Raw genomic sequence first — 12,598 nt, 5'->3', positions numbered from 1 at the left:
GAGGCAAGCTGCAGTTACCGGCAGCAGGTTATAGCATGCTGCCGGGTCGCGAAGGGGTTATTTTAGTTACAAAAGCGGGTCACTGCTGGTGGTAGATCTCCAGCGCCTGTTGGCCGCTGGCGCCTTGATGGATGATCGCCATCAGGGCGCGCACCACCTGCGACGGATTGCTGTGTTGATAGACGTTGCGGCCATAGACCATGCCGGACGCGCCCTGGGCCATCAGCGCCGCGGATTTCTCCAGCACCGGGCCCAGCTCCCCCTTGCCGCCGCCGCGCACCAGCGTCGGGCAGCGCGCCGCTTCCACCACGCGGTGGAAATCTTCCACCCGTTCGGTCGGGTCGGCCTTGATGATGTCGGCGCCCAGTTCGCGCGCCAGCCGCACCAGCGGCACGATCTTTTCCACGTCGCCGAGCGACCCGTAGGCGGCGCCCTGGCCGGCCGGGGCCATCACCAGCGGTTCGATCATCAGCGGCATGGCGTAGCGATCGCAGGCGTGGCGCAGGCGGCCGATGTTCTCTACGCACTGGCGGAAAATGCCGGGTTCATCCGGGATCATATACAGGTTGACCACCACCGCGGCGGCGTCCATTTGCAGCGCGGCGAGGATCGGCGCTTCCGGGTTGTGCAACACCGCCCACATCTCACGGTGGCGTGCTGCGTTATAGGCGTTGCCGACGTCGGTGCGCATCACCAGCGCCGGCTTTTCGCGCTGCGGCGCGCGCTGCAGCAGCTCCGCCTGGCCGTAGTTGACCTGAATGGCGTCGGGGCGCGCGGCGATCAGGTTGCCCATCACCCGTTCGATATCTTCCAGACCGATTAAGAAATCCGGTTCGTTGGCGATGCCGTGATCGATCGCCACATCCAGGCACTTGCCGTTATTGAACAGGCGGTTCATCCGCACCTTACTGCTGAGCTGCATGTCAGGTCCTCCTGAGATAGGGATATGTCCATTATTGCCGAGTAAGGATGGTCGGGAAACGCGGAAACCGCAAACTGCGCGCCCGCTCGCAGTTTTTGCCGACGCCCGGCGTGGCGCACGCGCGGGGCGCGTTACCCGATGGCTTTCACTGCATTTGTTAGATCCGTGTCATGTTTTTGTTAATAAGCCATTCCAAAACGCATGTTTCGCTTGTTTGGGTTAAAAAGTTTCAATAATCTCAATTATGAAATAAACATTTAAAAAAGCGGCGAAGACGCGGCTTGCTCTGCCAGGGGTTTATTTCAATTGATTGTTTTTAATCTGTTTTGAGATATCGATCACCATTTTGTTCACGGCCTTAATACGGGGATAACGCGGTAATTTCGCCGTATCAAAGGGATAACACCGACCGTAATGTTGTTTGAATGTAAAAAATATCTTTCATTAGCTGTCAATCAACAGACCACTTCATTCTAACGATTAAAGGGTAACGAACATGAAGCTGAAGAAACTGATCGCCGCCTCCGTACTGATGTGCATGCTGCCGGCCAGCGTGTTGGCGAAAGACATCAAGATCGGCGTTTCCATGGCTTACTTCGATGACAACTTCCTCACTATTCTGCGCCAGTCGATGCAAAACAAAATGAAAGCCGACGGCAACGTCAGCGGCCAGTTCGAAGACGCCAAGGGCGACATCGCGCAGCAAATTCAACAAATCGAAAACTTCGTCAGCCAGGGCGTCGACGCCATCATCCTCAACCCGGTGGATACCCAGGGCGTCAAGCCGATGATCAAATTGGCCGAGAACGCCAAGATCCCGCTGGTGTTCGTCAACCGCAAGCCGGAAGTGACGCTCCCGGCCGGCATGGCCTACGTCGGCTCCGATTCCAAGCTGGCCGGCAAACTGCAGATGGAAGCGTTAGCCAAGCTGATGAACGGCAAGGGCAACGTGATGATCCTGATGGGGGAATTGTCGAATGAATCGACCCGCGACCGCACCCGCGGCGTGGAAGAGGTGGCGGCCAACTATCCCGGCATCAAGATTGTCGATAAGCAAACCGCCAAGTGGACGCGTAAAGATGCGGTGGATATCACCACTGACTGGGTGTTGACCGGCCAGCAGATCGACGCCATCGCCTCCAACAACGATGAAATGGCCATCGGCGCCATCCTGGCGCTCAAGCAGGCTAAAAAGTCCGGCGTGCGGGTGGCCGGCGTGGATGGCACGCCCGATGCGCTGGAATTCATCAGAAAAGGCGATCTGGCGCTGAGCGTGTTCCAGGACGCCAAAGGCCAGGGCGAAGGCGCGGTGCAAACCGCCGTTCAGTTGGTGAAAGGCGAGAAGGTGGAGAGCAACGTGCTGATCCCTTATCAGTTGATCACCCAGGCCAATTACCAGCAATTCGCCGATAAAAACAAAAAATAAGCCTTGAAGCCTGCCGCAGGCGCTCCACCTGAGCGCCCGCCGCAGAAAACGTGGGTCAGTGCGGAGGTAAGCGGTATGTACCCTTATGTTCTTGAGGCCGAAGGCATCAGCAAGCAGTTCCCCGGCGTCAAAGCGCTGGATAAGGTCTCGATTAAAATCAAACCCGGCAGCGTGCATGCGCTGATGGGCGAAAACGGCGCGGGCAAGTCGACGCTGATGAAATGCCTGATCGGCATCTATCACCCGGATGAGGGCTCGATCAAAATCAAAGGCCGGCCGGTGACCTTCAGCGACACGCTGCAGGCGCTGCATTCGGGCATTTCCATGATTCACCAGGAGCTGAACCTGGTGCCCTACATGACGGTGGCGGAAAACATCTGGCTGGGGCGTGAGCCGGCGCGGCTGGGGTTCGTCAACCACGAACAGCTGAATGAACAAACCCGCGAGCTGCTGGCGCGGCTGAACATCAAACTGCGGCCGGAAACGCTGGTGGGCGAACTGAGCATCGCCAGCCAGCAGATGGTGGAGATCGCCAAGGCCGTATCCTACAACGCCGACGTGCTGATCATGGATGAGCCGACCTCGGCGCTGACCGAAGGTGAAGTGGTGCACCTGTTCGCCATCATTCGCGAGCTGCGCGAGCAGGGCAAGGGCATCATTTACATCAGCCACAAGATGGACGAAATCTTCGCCATCACCGACGAAGTGAGCATTTTCCGCGACGGCACCTTCATCGCCTGCGACAAAACCGAAAATCTGACCAAACAGTCGCTGATCACCATGATGGTGGGGCGTGAGCTGACGCAGATGTTCCCCAAATTCAACAACAACATCGGCGAGGAAGTGCTGCGGGTGGCCGGGTTGCGCCGCAGCGGCTGGTTCCACGACGTCTCGTTCAGCGTCAAACGCGGCGAGATCCTCGGCGTCGCCGGGCTGGTGGGCGCTGGACGCAGCGAAGTGATGGAAAGCCTGTTCGGCATGCACCCGGCGGACGGCGGCGAGATCTTTATCGAAGGCCAGGCGGTGAAGGTGGATTCCCCGGCGAAGGCGATCGAGAGCGGGCTGGCGTTTCTCACCGAAGATCGCAAGAAGTCCGGCCTGTTTCTGGTGCTGTCGGTGGTCGAAAACATGAGCATCGTCAACCTGTCGGAATACATCGGCAAGAACGGCTTCGTCAGCCATGTGCAGATGGCCAAAGACTGCATGGCGCAGATCAAGAAGCTCAACATCAAAACGCCGACCATGGATCAGATCATCAATAACCTCAGCGGCGGCAACCAGCAGAAGGTGCTGATCGCGCGCTGGCTGCTGGCGCAGCCGAAAATCCTGATACTCGACGAACCGACGCGCGGCATCGACGTGGGAGCCAAAGCGGAAATCTACCGCCTGATCAGCGAGCTGGCCAACCGCGGCGTCGCCATCATTCTGGTGTCTTCCGAGCTGCCGGAGATCCTCGGCATGAGCGATCGGGTGATGGTGATGCACGGTGGCCGCATCACCGGCATTTTGGACAAAGACGACGCGGACCAGGAAAAGATCCTGGCGCTGGCCTCAGAATAACGAAGGGTGAACATCATGAGTAACGTAAAGATTGAGAAGCCGCTCTCCGCCGATTCAACGGGCAAGGGATCGCTGTTCTCCGGGCTGAGCGGCAAAATGCCGAAAGACACCGGTATTTTCATCGTGATGCTCGGCATTGCGCTGATCTTCGAAATCCTTGGCTGGTACATGCGCGATCAGTCGTTCCTGCTTAACCCGAACCGCCTGCTGCTGATCGTGCTGCAGGTGGCGATCATCGGCATCATCGCGGTGGGCGTCACCCAGGTCATCATCACCACCGGCATCGATCTCTCATCCGGTTCGCTGATTGCGTTGACCGCGGTGGTGGCGGCCAGCCTGGCGCAGACCTCGGACAGCATTTCGCCGATGTATCCGGGGCTGCTCGATCTGCCGGCGGCGATCCCGATCGGTGCGGGGATCGGGGTTGGCATCGTCTGCGGCTTTATCAACGGCTTCCTGATCACCCGCACCGGCATTCCGCCGTTCATCGCCACGCTGGGGATGATGGTATCGGCGCGCGGTCTGGCGCAGTACTACACCAAGGGCAACCCGGTCAGCTTCCTGTCGGATGGCTTCACGGCGATCGGCCAGGGCGCAATGCCGGTGATCATCTTCCTGGTGATCGCGGTGATCTTCCACATCGCGCTGAAGCACACCCGTTATGGCAAATACATCTACGCCATCGGCGGCAACATGACCTCGGCGCGGGTTTCCGGCATCAACGTCAATAAGTACCTGGTGACGGTTTACACCATCGCCGGCGGGTTGGCGGGGCTGGCGGGCGTGGTGCTGGCGGCGCGCGTCAGCAGCGGCCAGTCGAGCATGGGCATGTCCTATGAGCTGGACGCCATCGCCGCGGCGGTGATCGGCGGCAGCAGCCTGATGGGCGGCGTCGGGCGCATTACCGGCACGCTGATCGGCGCGGTGATCCTCGGCCTTATCAAAAGCGGCTTCACCTTTATCGGCGTCGATTCTTACATTCAGGACATCATCAAAGGCGTGATTATCGTCGCCGCCGTGTCGATCGACATGCGTCGCAACCGCAAAAAACACTGATTGCCGTGAATTGCCGCCGGCGCCAAGGTTGGCCGGCGGCGTTTTTTTACCCGGGGGGACACATCATGAACTTTCTGAAAGGGCTGTGGCTGGCGGCGGCGCTGTGCGCTTCCGCGCCGGCATGGGCGCAAACCATCGGCGTATCGATGGCCTATTTCGACCAGAACTTCCTCACCATTATCCGCCAGGCGATCGACAAGGAGGCCAAAGCGCGCGGCATTACCGTGCAGTTTGAGGACGCGCGCGGCGACGTCGGCCGCCAGACCGATCAGGTGCAGAGCTTTATCAGCGCCGGGGTGGACGCGATTATCGTCGATCCGGTCAACTCGGCCAGCACGCCGGTGATGACCAAAATGGTGCAGGCCGCCGGCGTGCCGCTGGTATACGTGAACCGCACGCCGGGCGACGCCAGGCTGCCGCAGGGGGTGGTGTTCGTCGGCTCCGACGAGCGGGAGTCCGGCACGCTGCAGATGGAAGAACTGGCGCGGCTGGCTAACTATCAGGGCAATGTGGCGGTGATGATCGGCAACCTGACCGACGCCGGCGCGCTGCAGCGCACCAAAGACGTGGAGCAGGTGGTGGCCAAATACCCGAAGATGAAGGTGGTGCAGAAACAGAGCGCCAACTATTCACGCAGTGAAGGTATGGACCTGATGATGAACTGGCTGACCAACGGCGAAACGATCGACATCGTCGCCGCCAACAATGACGAGATGGCGATCGGCGCGATCATGGCGCTGCAGCAGGCCGGCAAAGCGGACAAGAACGTGCTGATCGGCGGCATCGACGCCACGCCCGACGGCCTCAAGGCGCTGGCCTCCGGCAAGATGCAGGTCACGGTGTTCCAGGATGCGGTCGGCCAGGGCAAGGCGTCGGTCGATGTGGCGCAGCGCATGATCAACGGCGAAAAGCTTGAGCCGTATTACTGGATCCCGTTCGAGTTGGTGACGCCGGCCAATCAGGAGAAATACGCGGCCAAACCGTGAGTTCGCCGTCGGATCCGCGTTGCCGGGGCGCTGCTTGCAGCGCCTTTTTCATGGCTCCAATTGCATGTCCGCTTGCGGCCAGCGCGGCGCGGGATCTTGCCTCACACTGAGGCTCTTTTACGGTGTGAGGATAAGAGATGAACGCATTGAACGGTAAGGTGGCGGTGATTGGCGGCGCCAGTTCGGGGATCGGGCGGGCGGCGGCGCTGTTGTTCGCCCGGCAGGGGGCGACGCTGGTGCTGGGCGCCCGGCGCGAGCGGCTACTGGCTGAACTGGTGGGGGACATTCGGCGCGAGGGCGGCCGGGCGTTGGCGGTAGCCGGTGACGTGCGCGACGAAGCCTTCGCCGAACGGTTGACGGCGACGGCCGTCGATGAATTCGGCGGGCTGGATATCGCCTTCAACAACGCCGGCACGTTGGGGCCGCTGGGGCCGTCGCTGGCGCTCAGCGCGTCAGAATGGCGCGACGTGCTGGAAACCAACCTGTCCAGCGCTTACTACAGCGCCAAATATCAAATCCCCGCCATGCAGGCGCGCGGCGCGGGCTCGGTGATCTTCACCTCCACGTTCGTCGGCCACACCGCGGCGTTTCCCGGTACGGCGGCCTATGCGGCCAGCAAATCGGGGCTGATCGGCCTGACGCAGGCGCTGGCGGTGGAGTTTGGCGGACACGGCATTCGGGTGAACGCGCTGCTGCCGGGGGGCACCGACACGGCGATGGGGCGGCAGATGAGCAATACCCCGGAGGCGCTGGCGCAGGTGGCCCAGCTGCACGCGCTGAAGCGGTTGGCGATGCCGGAGGAGATCGCGCAGGCGGCGCTGTATTTGGCGTCTGACGCTTCCTCGTTCGTCACCGGCACCGCAATGCTGGTGGACGGCGGCGTTTCCATCCAGCGCGGCTGAGGCTGTCATCGCCCGTGGCCAGGCGCCACGGGCCCTACGCGCGGCGTTACCAGCCTTTGACGGCGTCGCCCTTGTAGATTTCGGCGGCGCTGGCCGCCACTTCATCGGTCTGATAGGCCTTGACCAGATCCTTCACTTTCTCGCTGTCTTTGTTGTCGATGCGGCTGGCGAAGATGTTGACGTAAGGCGAGTTTTTGTCCTCGACAAACAGCCCGTCCTTCGCCGGCGACAGACCGATCTGGCTGGAATAGTTGGTGTTGATGATCGCCAGCGTCACCTGCTGGTCGTCCAGCGCGCGCGGCAGCTGCGGCGCTTCAATCTCGACGATTTTCAGCTTTTTCGGGTTGCTGACGATGTCCAGCGCGGTCGGCAGCAGGCCGACGCCGTCTTTCAGCGTAATCAGCCCCTGTTTTTGCAACAGCAGCAGCGAGCGGCCCAGGTTGGTCGGATCGTTCGGCACTGCCACCTGCGCGCCGTCCGGCAGTTGGCTGAGCGCGGTGATTTTCTTCGAATAGCCGGCGATCGGGTAGACGAAGGTGTTGCCTACTGCCGCCAGCTTGTAGCCGCGCTCCTGCATCTGTTTGTCCAGATACGGCTTGTGTTGGAAGGCGTTGACGTCCAGATCGCCGTTGTTCAGCGCTTCGTTCGGCAGCACGTAATCGTTGAAGGTCACCACCTCCACGTCCAGATCGTATTTCTGCTTGGCCACTTTCTGCACCACCGCCCACAGCGACTGATCGATGCCGGCGCTGATGCCGACCTTGATGTGGTGATCGTCCTGTGCGGTCGGGCCGCAGGCGGTCAGCAACAGCGTGCCGGCGGCGGCCAGCGCCAGCGTGAGGTTTTTCAGCGTAAATGTCATTTCCCCAGGGTCCTTGTCAACATTGCCTGCTAATTTAGGCGGGCAGAATAGTGGCAGTGACTGTAGGTAATCGCTGAGCTAAAACAAAATACTGATTCACTATGACTAATAGCGATTGGCTATGAGTAGCCGCCGCCCGGCGCGATGCGGATTGCTTTGACGGCGAATCGGCGGGCTTATTATGATAGCCGCTGGCCCGCGAGGGCAGACTGGGTACTGAAACGAAGGAAAAGACAATGCGATTGAACACTTGGAGCAAGGCGCTGCTGCCGCTGGTGGTGTTGGCCTGCGTCTCGGCGACTCAGGTTCGGGCGGCGGAGAGCGATACCGGGCCGATCCCTAAACAGCTGCTGGGCAACTGGCGCGTCAGCAAAATCGTGCCGACCCAAACCACTGGTTGCTGGGATCAGCAGCAGGCGCAGAGCCTGATCGGCGGCAAGATCAGCTATAAAGCGGATGCGTTCAGCTGGAACGGCACGGCGCTGAAAAGCGAGGGGGCTACCGTCAGCACCGTAGAGGCGCAGGAGTTTGTCGAGGACAACGCCGGCAGCAGTTCCTACATCGATTTCCCGATGCTGGGCATCAGCACGCCGTCGGTCGAGCGCGTGGCCATTCAGCATGCCGATATCGCCATCAAAGGCATCACCGATCAAGGCACCGAAGGGGTGCCCGGCGACAACGTGCTGGTGAAAGACGCCAACACGCTGATCCTGTCGTTGTGCAACGTCTGGTTTGAGGCGCAGCGCGAGAAGTAATTTCTGCCTTCAGCCCCGGCAACGGGGCTTTCCCACCGCATCACCTCCCGCCACGAGTGCCATTTCTGAACTAAAATTAACCATAACGATATGACCCCGGCGTGATATCGGAGCCTCGGCTCTACCGAGTCCATGACAGGAGGCGCTATGTGTTACCACCATATTGTCATCGCCACCGATCTGAGCGATGACGGCAAACGGCTGGTCGAAAAGGGGGCGCTGCTGGCGGAAGCGCTGAAGGCCAAACTCTCGCTGATCTATGTGGACGTTCACTACGACACCTACCACGCGGCGATCGGCTTTTCGGAGCGCAGCGACGACGGCGTGCCGTTCGAAGAGAAGATCCGCAAAGAGCTGGAACCCACCACGCAAAACGTCAATTACCCGATCGCGGAAGTGATTATCGGGCGCGGCGGCTTCGTTGACGAACTGCGCACGGCGATCGTGTATAAAGACATCGATCTGCTGGTGTTCGGCCATCACCACGATCTGTGGAGCAATCTGTTTTCTTCCACCCGCAACGCCATCAACCAGTTGAATATCGACGTGCTGGTGATCCCGATCCGTTCATAAGCGCGATTATGCCTCGTCCATTCACTCCGCGCTGCGGCGCGGAGTTTCTTTTGCAGCAAAAAATGCCTTGCTCGGTTGCATAATACATAAGTGAATACTAATGTGTTTGTATGAACGAAAATGACATCTTCAAGGCGTTGGCCGATCCGACCCGCCGCTGCATCTTCGACAAACTCGCCGCCGGCAGCATGAACGCCAGCGCGCTGCGCGAAGGGCTGACCATCAGCCAGTCGGCGATGTCGCAACACCTGGCGGTGCTGCGCAATGCCGGACTGGTGCGCGAGGCGAAACAGGGGCGCTTCGTCAATTACCAGGTCGACCCGGAGGGGCTGGCGCAGATCGCGCAGTGGCTGGCGAAGTACCGTGCTTACTGGCCGGCACGCATCGACGCGCTGCAAACCTTGCTGAAGGACATGGATCAATGAACAAACAGGCCGAGCCGCCGCCGCATGAACGGCTGGTGTTGGAATATTCGCTTGATGCGCCGCCGGAAAAAGTGTGGCGAGCGCTCAGCGTGCCCGAATTGCGCGAGCAGTGGCTGCCGACGGGAGATCTGGCGCAGGCAGAACCGTTGGCCGCCACGCCGGGCGAAGCGGTGAGCTATCGCCTGCGCGACGACCAACCGCCGTTTCTCGAAAGCGTCGTCACCCTGCAGATCGTGCCGGACGCCGGCGGCGGCAGCCTGCTGCGGATTATCCACCAGCTCGACGCCGCCAACGATGGCCCGACGACGGTAATGCGCGCCGCCTGACGCGTTAAACACCTTTCTCTTTGTTGCCAACCCAGGAGTTCACCGATGCGTGAGAAGATGATGCTCGTCCCGATGGTGGTGGAGCAGACCAGCCGGGGAGAACGTTCCTTTGACATTTACTCGCGCCTGCTGCGCGATCGGATCGTGTTCCTCAACGGCGAAGTCAACGATGACGTGGCCGAAATGCTGTGCGCCCAGCTGCTGTTTCTGGAAGCGGAAAACCCGGAAAAACCGGTCCACCTGTACATCAACTCGCCGGGCGGGGCGATCACCAGCGGGCTGGCGATTTACGACACCATGCAGTATATCCGTGCCCCGGTGCATACGCTGTGCATGGGCACCGCGCGCTCGATGGGGTCGTTCCTGCTGATGGCCGGTGAGCCGGGGCACCGCATGGCGCTGCCCAACGCCAGTCTGCATGTGCACCAACCGCTGGGCGGCTTTCAGGGGCAGGCGTCCGACATTCTGATCCAGGCAGAGGAAATGAAACGCACCAAAGACCGGGTGATCCGGCTGTATGCCCAACATTGTGGCCTGAGCGAAGAGGAAGTGGAGCGGGTGTTGGATCGCGATCGCTTTATGACCGCCGACGAAGCGGCGGCCTGGGGATTGATCGATCGGGTATTGCGGGCGCGGTGAGTGTCGGCTCCGATAGCGGAATGAAGGGGGCAATATCACTCGATTATTGGTAGGTGAGCGCCGTTGAGGTGATCCAGCCACGCTGACCGGCACATTCGCCGGTAATGATGGAGATTTCTTTCCATTCCGCATTGCCGATGTCCATTGCAGCGCTTTTACCTGTCAATGCGACCTGTGTGCCGGCGATGAGCTGGCAAATATGTTTGGTGGGTTCCAACAAGTTACCCATATTGGGTTGAGCAATTAAAGGCATCGGCCGCTTCAGCACTAGCTGAGGCGCCTTTTCACCCGGTGTGTTAGTGATGGTGATATTTCCGCTATTACTACCAATCGTCGTATTCGCGCTGCCATTAACGAACTGACTGCGTGTTTCCGTTGAAGATGAAAAGGCAGAATAACCAGCGAAGAGGGTGCCGATAATTGTGGCTATGCCCGCGAGGATGGTGAGTTTATTTTGCAAGATATTTCTCCAGAGATATTTATTATATTGATGTTTGGTAAATATACCTTTCTCAATAAAATGGGTAAAGCGTAAATGAAACTATAATCCATCATATTTAAAAATGCATTTATGTTTAATTATTCACGTGGAATATAACTACAAATGCGTGTCATTCTAATTATTGTATTTGGTTGTTTCCTTATGTTAATAAACCAAGTTGGGAGAAATGTTTCATCTTTCTCACAATCATTCACGCGGGGATGTTTATTTTTTCTTTATTTAACAGTAAGGTTAGCCATTTTTTGTCTCGCTTTTGCACACTTCACGTTGCCTCTTTTTTTGAACCAGTAATGTCTTTTTTTCTTCATGGCTAATTGTTATGAATTTGTTATTGATCACAAATTAAGCAATTTCGTGTTGCCATTGCCTTGTCTATACAACTATATACTTAAGGGGAAAGTAATGTTCAATAATCATCTTAACTTTTCGTGGTTAACTTTTTCAGGTGTTTAATTTTACGACTTAATAATGTCTAAGCATTAATTCATTTTTAATTTGAATGAAATTGATGGGTTGAATGTCAATTTGCCGTATATCACGTGCCAATCGGGATTTTACGCTTCAAGGAGATAATCGAACATGAAACTTGGCGCATTTTTAATGCCGGCACATCCGCGTTATCGCTCGTTGCACGATGGGCATTACCACGATCTTGATACCTTGAGGTTTTTGGACAAAATCGGTTTTGATGAGGCTTGGATTGGCGAGCATTATACGATGCCGGCTGAACCGTGCCCTTCTCCAGATTTGCTCATCGCTCAAGCCATTTTGCAGACTGAGCGCATAAAATTGGCGCCGGGCGCCTTTATGCTGCCGTTTCATCATCCAGCCGAGTTGGCTCATCGCATTTGTTGGCTGGATCATATATCGAAGGGGCGATTAATGGTGGGAATTGGCGCCAGCGGTACCACGTTGGATCTCGACATGTTCGACATAGATCATAAGTCGGGTGTGCATCGGGAGATGACGGCAGAATCGATAGCGATCATGATGCGATTTTGGAATAGCGATGGGCCATTCGAATTTAAAGGTAAGTATTGGACAGCGCGTCGGCCGGCGGATCAGTGGGATAAAACCTCCGGTTATCACCTCAAGCCCTATCAATCACCCCATCCGCCAGTAGGCGTGACCGGCCTTTCACCTTCATCCTCGACGTTAAAGATTGCCGGTCGTAATGGCTGGATCCCTATCAGCTTTTGTTTTACGCCGCAGTATCTCCATACCCATTGGCAAGTTGTTGAAGAGGGCGCCGCATTGAATGGAAGGGTTCCTCCGGCCAGGGATACATGGCGTGTCAGTCGTCCTATTCTGATCGCCGACACAGATGCGCAAGCATGGCGGCTTGCTGTCGAAGGCGAAATGGGACGTTACTTTCGTGAGGATTACTTGCCGATGATCGCCGGCAACAAGGCGCTTGGTTTGTTCAAACATCACCCGGATGTACCCGACAGTGAAGTCACCGTCGAGTATTGCGCCAAGCATTGCTGGCTCCTTGGATCGCCGGAGACGGTACGTGAACGCATAGAAGAAATGCAATCGCTGTCTGGCGGATTCGGTGTGTTGCATGTCATGGGGTTCGATCATTTGGATGAATTGAAACCCGTACGTGAAAGCCATCGCGCATTGCAAGAGCTCGTCACGACGTATTTCGCCTGACCCAGACC

At 57.9% G+C, this 12,598-nt stretch carries 14 protein-coding genes; 11 read left to right on the top strand and 3 right to left on the bottom strand.

From position 1 onward, the window contains the following. Nucleotides 1-79: 79 nt before the first annotated feature. Entirely contained in the window at nucleotides 80-922 is an 843-nt protein-coding gene (locus tag ACUTQY_RS07195) for a class I fructose-bisphosphate aldolase (protein ID WP_033642729.1), read from the bottom strand. A 496-nt stretch (nucleotides 923-1,418) separates the two neighbouring features. On the opposite strand from ACUTQY_RS07195, the gene ACUTQY_RS07190 reads away from it, so the two are divergent. The 5 genes from ACUTQY_RS07190 to ACUTQY_RS07170 all read left to right on the top strand — a co-directional run bounded on the left by ACUTQY_RS07190 (nucleotide 1,419) and on the right by ACUTQY_RS07170 (nucleotide 6,852). Beyond that, complete coding sequence (locus ACUTQY_RS07190) at nucleotides 1,419-2,348, top strand: sugar ABC transporter substrate-binding protein (protein WP_033652022.1); 930 nt, start codon at nucleotides 1,419-1,421, stop codon at nucleotides 2,346-2,348. Between the two features lie 75 nt (nucleotides 2,349-2,423). Then, nucleotides 2,424-3,908: a sugar ABC transporter ATP-binding protein gene (locus tag ACUTQY_RS07185; protein WP_033642731.1), complete on the top strand. Its 1,485-nt coding sequence runs from the start codon at nucleotides 2,424-2,426 to the stop codon at nucleotides 3,906-3,908. Between the two features lie 15 nt (nucleotides 3,909-3,923). Further along, entirely contained in the window at nucleotides 3,924-4,964 is a 1,041-nt protein-coding gene (locus tag ACUTQY_RS07180) for an ABC transporter permease (protein ID WP_033652114.1), read from the top strand. Between the two features lie 65 nt (nucleotides 4,965-5,029). After that, the gene (locus tag ACUTQY_RS07175) at nucleotides 5,030-5,950 is read left to right on the top strand and encodes a sugar ABC transporter substrate-binding protein (RefSeq protein ID WP_033642732.1); all 921 of its coding nucleotides are present in this window, start codon (nucleotides 5,030-5,032) and stop codon (nucleotides 5,948-5,950) included. Between the two features lie 137 nt (nucleotides 5,951-6,087). Then, a complete protein-coding gene (locus tag ACUTQY_RS07170; RefSeq protein WP_033642733.1) occupies nucleotides 6,088-6,852 on the top strand; it encodes an SDR family oxidoreductase in 765 nt (254 codons plus the stop codon). Nucleotides 6,853-6,898: 46 nt separating this feature from the next. On the opposite strand, the gene metQ is transcribed toward ACUTQY_RS07170, so the two are convergent. After that, nucleotides 6,899-7,714, bottom strand: a complete 816-nt coding sequence (gene metQ / locus ACUTQY_RS07165; RefSeq protein WP_015377546.1) for a methionine ABC transporter substrate-binding lipoprotein MetQ — start codon at nucleotides 7,712-7,714, stop codon at nucleotides 6,899-6,901. Between the two features lie 236 nt (nucleotides 7,715-7,950). Between metQ and ACUTQY_RS07160 the strand changes: the two genes are divergently transcribed. From ACUTQY_RS07160 to ACUTQY_RS07140, 5 genes are all read left to right on the top strand, one after another. After that, nucleotides 7,951-8,469 (top strand): hypothetical protein, encoded by a 519-nt coding sequence (locus tag ACUTQY_RS07160; protein WP_033642734.1) that lies wholly within the window; start codon nucleotides 7,951-7,953, stop codon nucleotides 8,467-8,469. Nucleotides 8,470-8,616: 147 nt separating this feature from the next. Beyond that, a complete protein-coding gene (locus tag ACUTQY_RS07155) occupies nucleotides 8,617-9,042 on the top strand; it encodes a universal stress protein (RefSeq protein WP_046686879.1) in 426 nt (141 codons plus the stop codon). 110 nt (nucleotides 9,043-9,152) lie between these two features. Beyond that, nucleotides 9,153-9,467, top strand: a complete 315-nt coding sequence (locus ACUTQY_RS07150; RefSeq protein WP_033642736.1) for an ArsR/SmtB family transcription factor — start codon at nucleotides 9,153-9,155, stop codon at nucleotides 9,465-9,467. Then, nucleotides 9,464-9,793 carry an SRPBCC family protein gene (locus ACUTQY_RS07145; RefSeq protein ID WP_033652026.1) on the top strand — a complete coding sequence of 110 codons (330 nt, stop codon included), beginning with the start codon at nucleotides 9,464-9,466 and terminating at the stop codon, nucleotides 9,791-9,793. Before ACUTQY_RS07150 ends, ACUTQY_RS07145 begins: the two co-directional genes overlap by 4 nt. A 45-nt stretch (nucleotides 9,794-9,838) precedes the next feature. Beyond that, nucleotides 9,839-10,432: an ATP-dependent Clp protease proteolytic subunit gene (locus ACUTQY_RS07140; RefSeq protein ID WP_046686880.1), complete on the top strand. Its 594-nt coding sequence runs from the start codon at nucleotides 9,839-9,841 to the stop codon at nucleotides 10,430-10,432. Between the two features lie 43 nt (nucleotides 10,433-10,475). On the opposite strand, the gene ACUTQY_RS07135 is transcribed toward ACUTQY_RS07140, so the two are convergent. Beyond that, a complete protein-coding gene (locus tag ACUTQY_RS07135) occupies nucleotides 10,476-10,892 on the bottom strand; it encodes a hypothetical protein (RefSeq protein ID WP_046686881.1) in 417 nt (138 codons plus the stop codon). Nucleotides 10,893-11,513: 621 nt separating this feature from the next. On the opposite strand from ACUTQY_RS07135, the gene ACUTQY_RS07130 reads away from it, so the two are divergent. Next, nucleotides 11,514-12,590, top strand: a complete 1,077-nt coding sequence (locus tag ACUTQY_RS07130) for an LLM class flavin-dependent oxidoreductase (protein WP_046686882.1) — start codon at nucleotides 11,514-11,516, stop codon at nucleotides 12,588-12,590. Nucleotides 12,591-12,598: the final 8 nt, after the last annotated feature.

The organism is Serratia sp. TSA_130.1 (assembly GCF_052691795.1).
This window is presented reverse-complemented; position numbering and strand designations above follow the sequence as displayed.

What these genes read in the sequence shown, in the direction of transcription:
- ACUTQY_RS07180 (WP_033652114.1), top strand. Translation starts at nt 3,924, where the DNA reads ATGAGTAACGTAAAGATTGAGAAGCCGCTCTCCGCCGATTCAACGGGC.
- ACUTQY_RS07185 (WP_033642731.1), top strand. Translation starts at nt 2,424, where the DNA reads ATGTACCCTTATGTTCTTGAGGCCGAAGGCATCAGCAAGCAGTTCCCC.
- ACUTQY_RS07195 (WP_033642729.1), bottom strand. Translation starts at nt 922, where the DNA reads ATGCAGCTCAGCAGTAAGGTGCGGATGAACCGCCTGTTCAATAACGGC.
- ACUTQY_RS07190 (WP_033652022.1), top strand. Translation starts at nt 1,419, where the DNA reads ATGAAGCTGAAGAAACTGATCGCCGCCTCCGTACTGATGTGCATGCTG.
- metQ (WP_015377546.1), bottom strand. Translation starts at nt 7,714, where the DNA reads ATGACATTTACGCTGAAAAACCTCACGCTGGCGCTGGCCGCCGCCGGC.
- ACUTQY_RS07150 (WP_033642736.1), top strand. Translation starts at nt 9,153, where the DNA reads ATGAACGAAAATGACATCTTCAAGGCGTTGGCCGATCCGACCCGCCGC.
- ACUTQY_RS07155 (WP_046686879.1), top strand. Translation starts at nt 8,617, where the DNA reads ATGTGTTACCACCATATTGTCATCGCCACCGATCTGAGCGATGACGGC.
- ACUTQY_RS07130 (WP_046686882.1), top strand. Translation starts at nt 11,514, where the DNA reads ATGAAACTTGGCGCATTTTTAATGCCGGCACATCCGCGTTATCGCTCG.
- ACUTQY_RS07145 (WP_033652026.1), top strand. Translation starts at nt 9,464, where the DNA reads ATGAACAAACAGGCCGAGCCGCCGCCGCATGAACGGCTGGTGTTGGAA.
- ACUTQY_RS07140 (WP_046686880.1), top strand. Translation starts at nt 9,839, where the DNA reads ATGCGTGAGAAGATGATGCTCGTCCCGATGGTGGTGGAGCAGACCAGC.
- ACUTQY_RS07175 (WP_033642732.1), top strand. Translation starts at nt 5,030, where the DNA reads ATGAACTTTCTGAAAGGGCTGTGGCTGGCGGCGGCGCTGTGCGCTTCC.
- ACUTQY_RS07160 (WP_033642734.1), top strand. Translation starts at nt 7,951, where the DNA reads ATGCGATTGAACACTTGGAGCAAGGCGCTGCTGCCGCTGGTGGTGTTG.
- ACUTQY_RS07170 (WP_033642733.1), top strand. Translation starts at nt 6,088, where the DNA reads ATGAACGCATTGAACGGTAAGGTGGCGGTGATTGGCGGCGCCAGTTCG.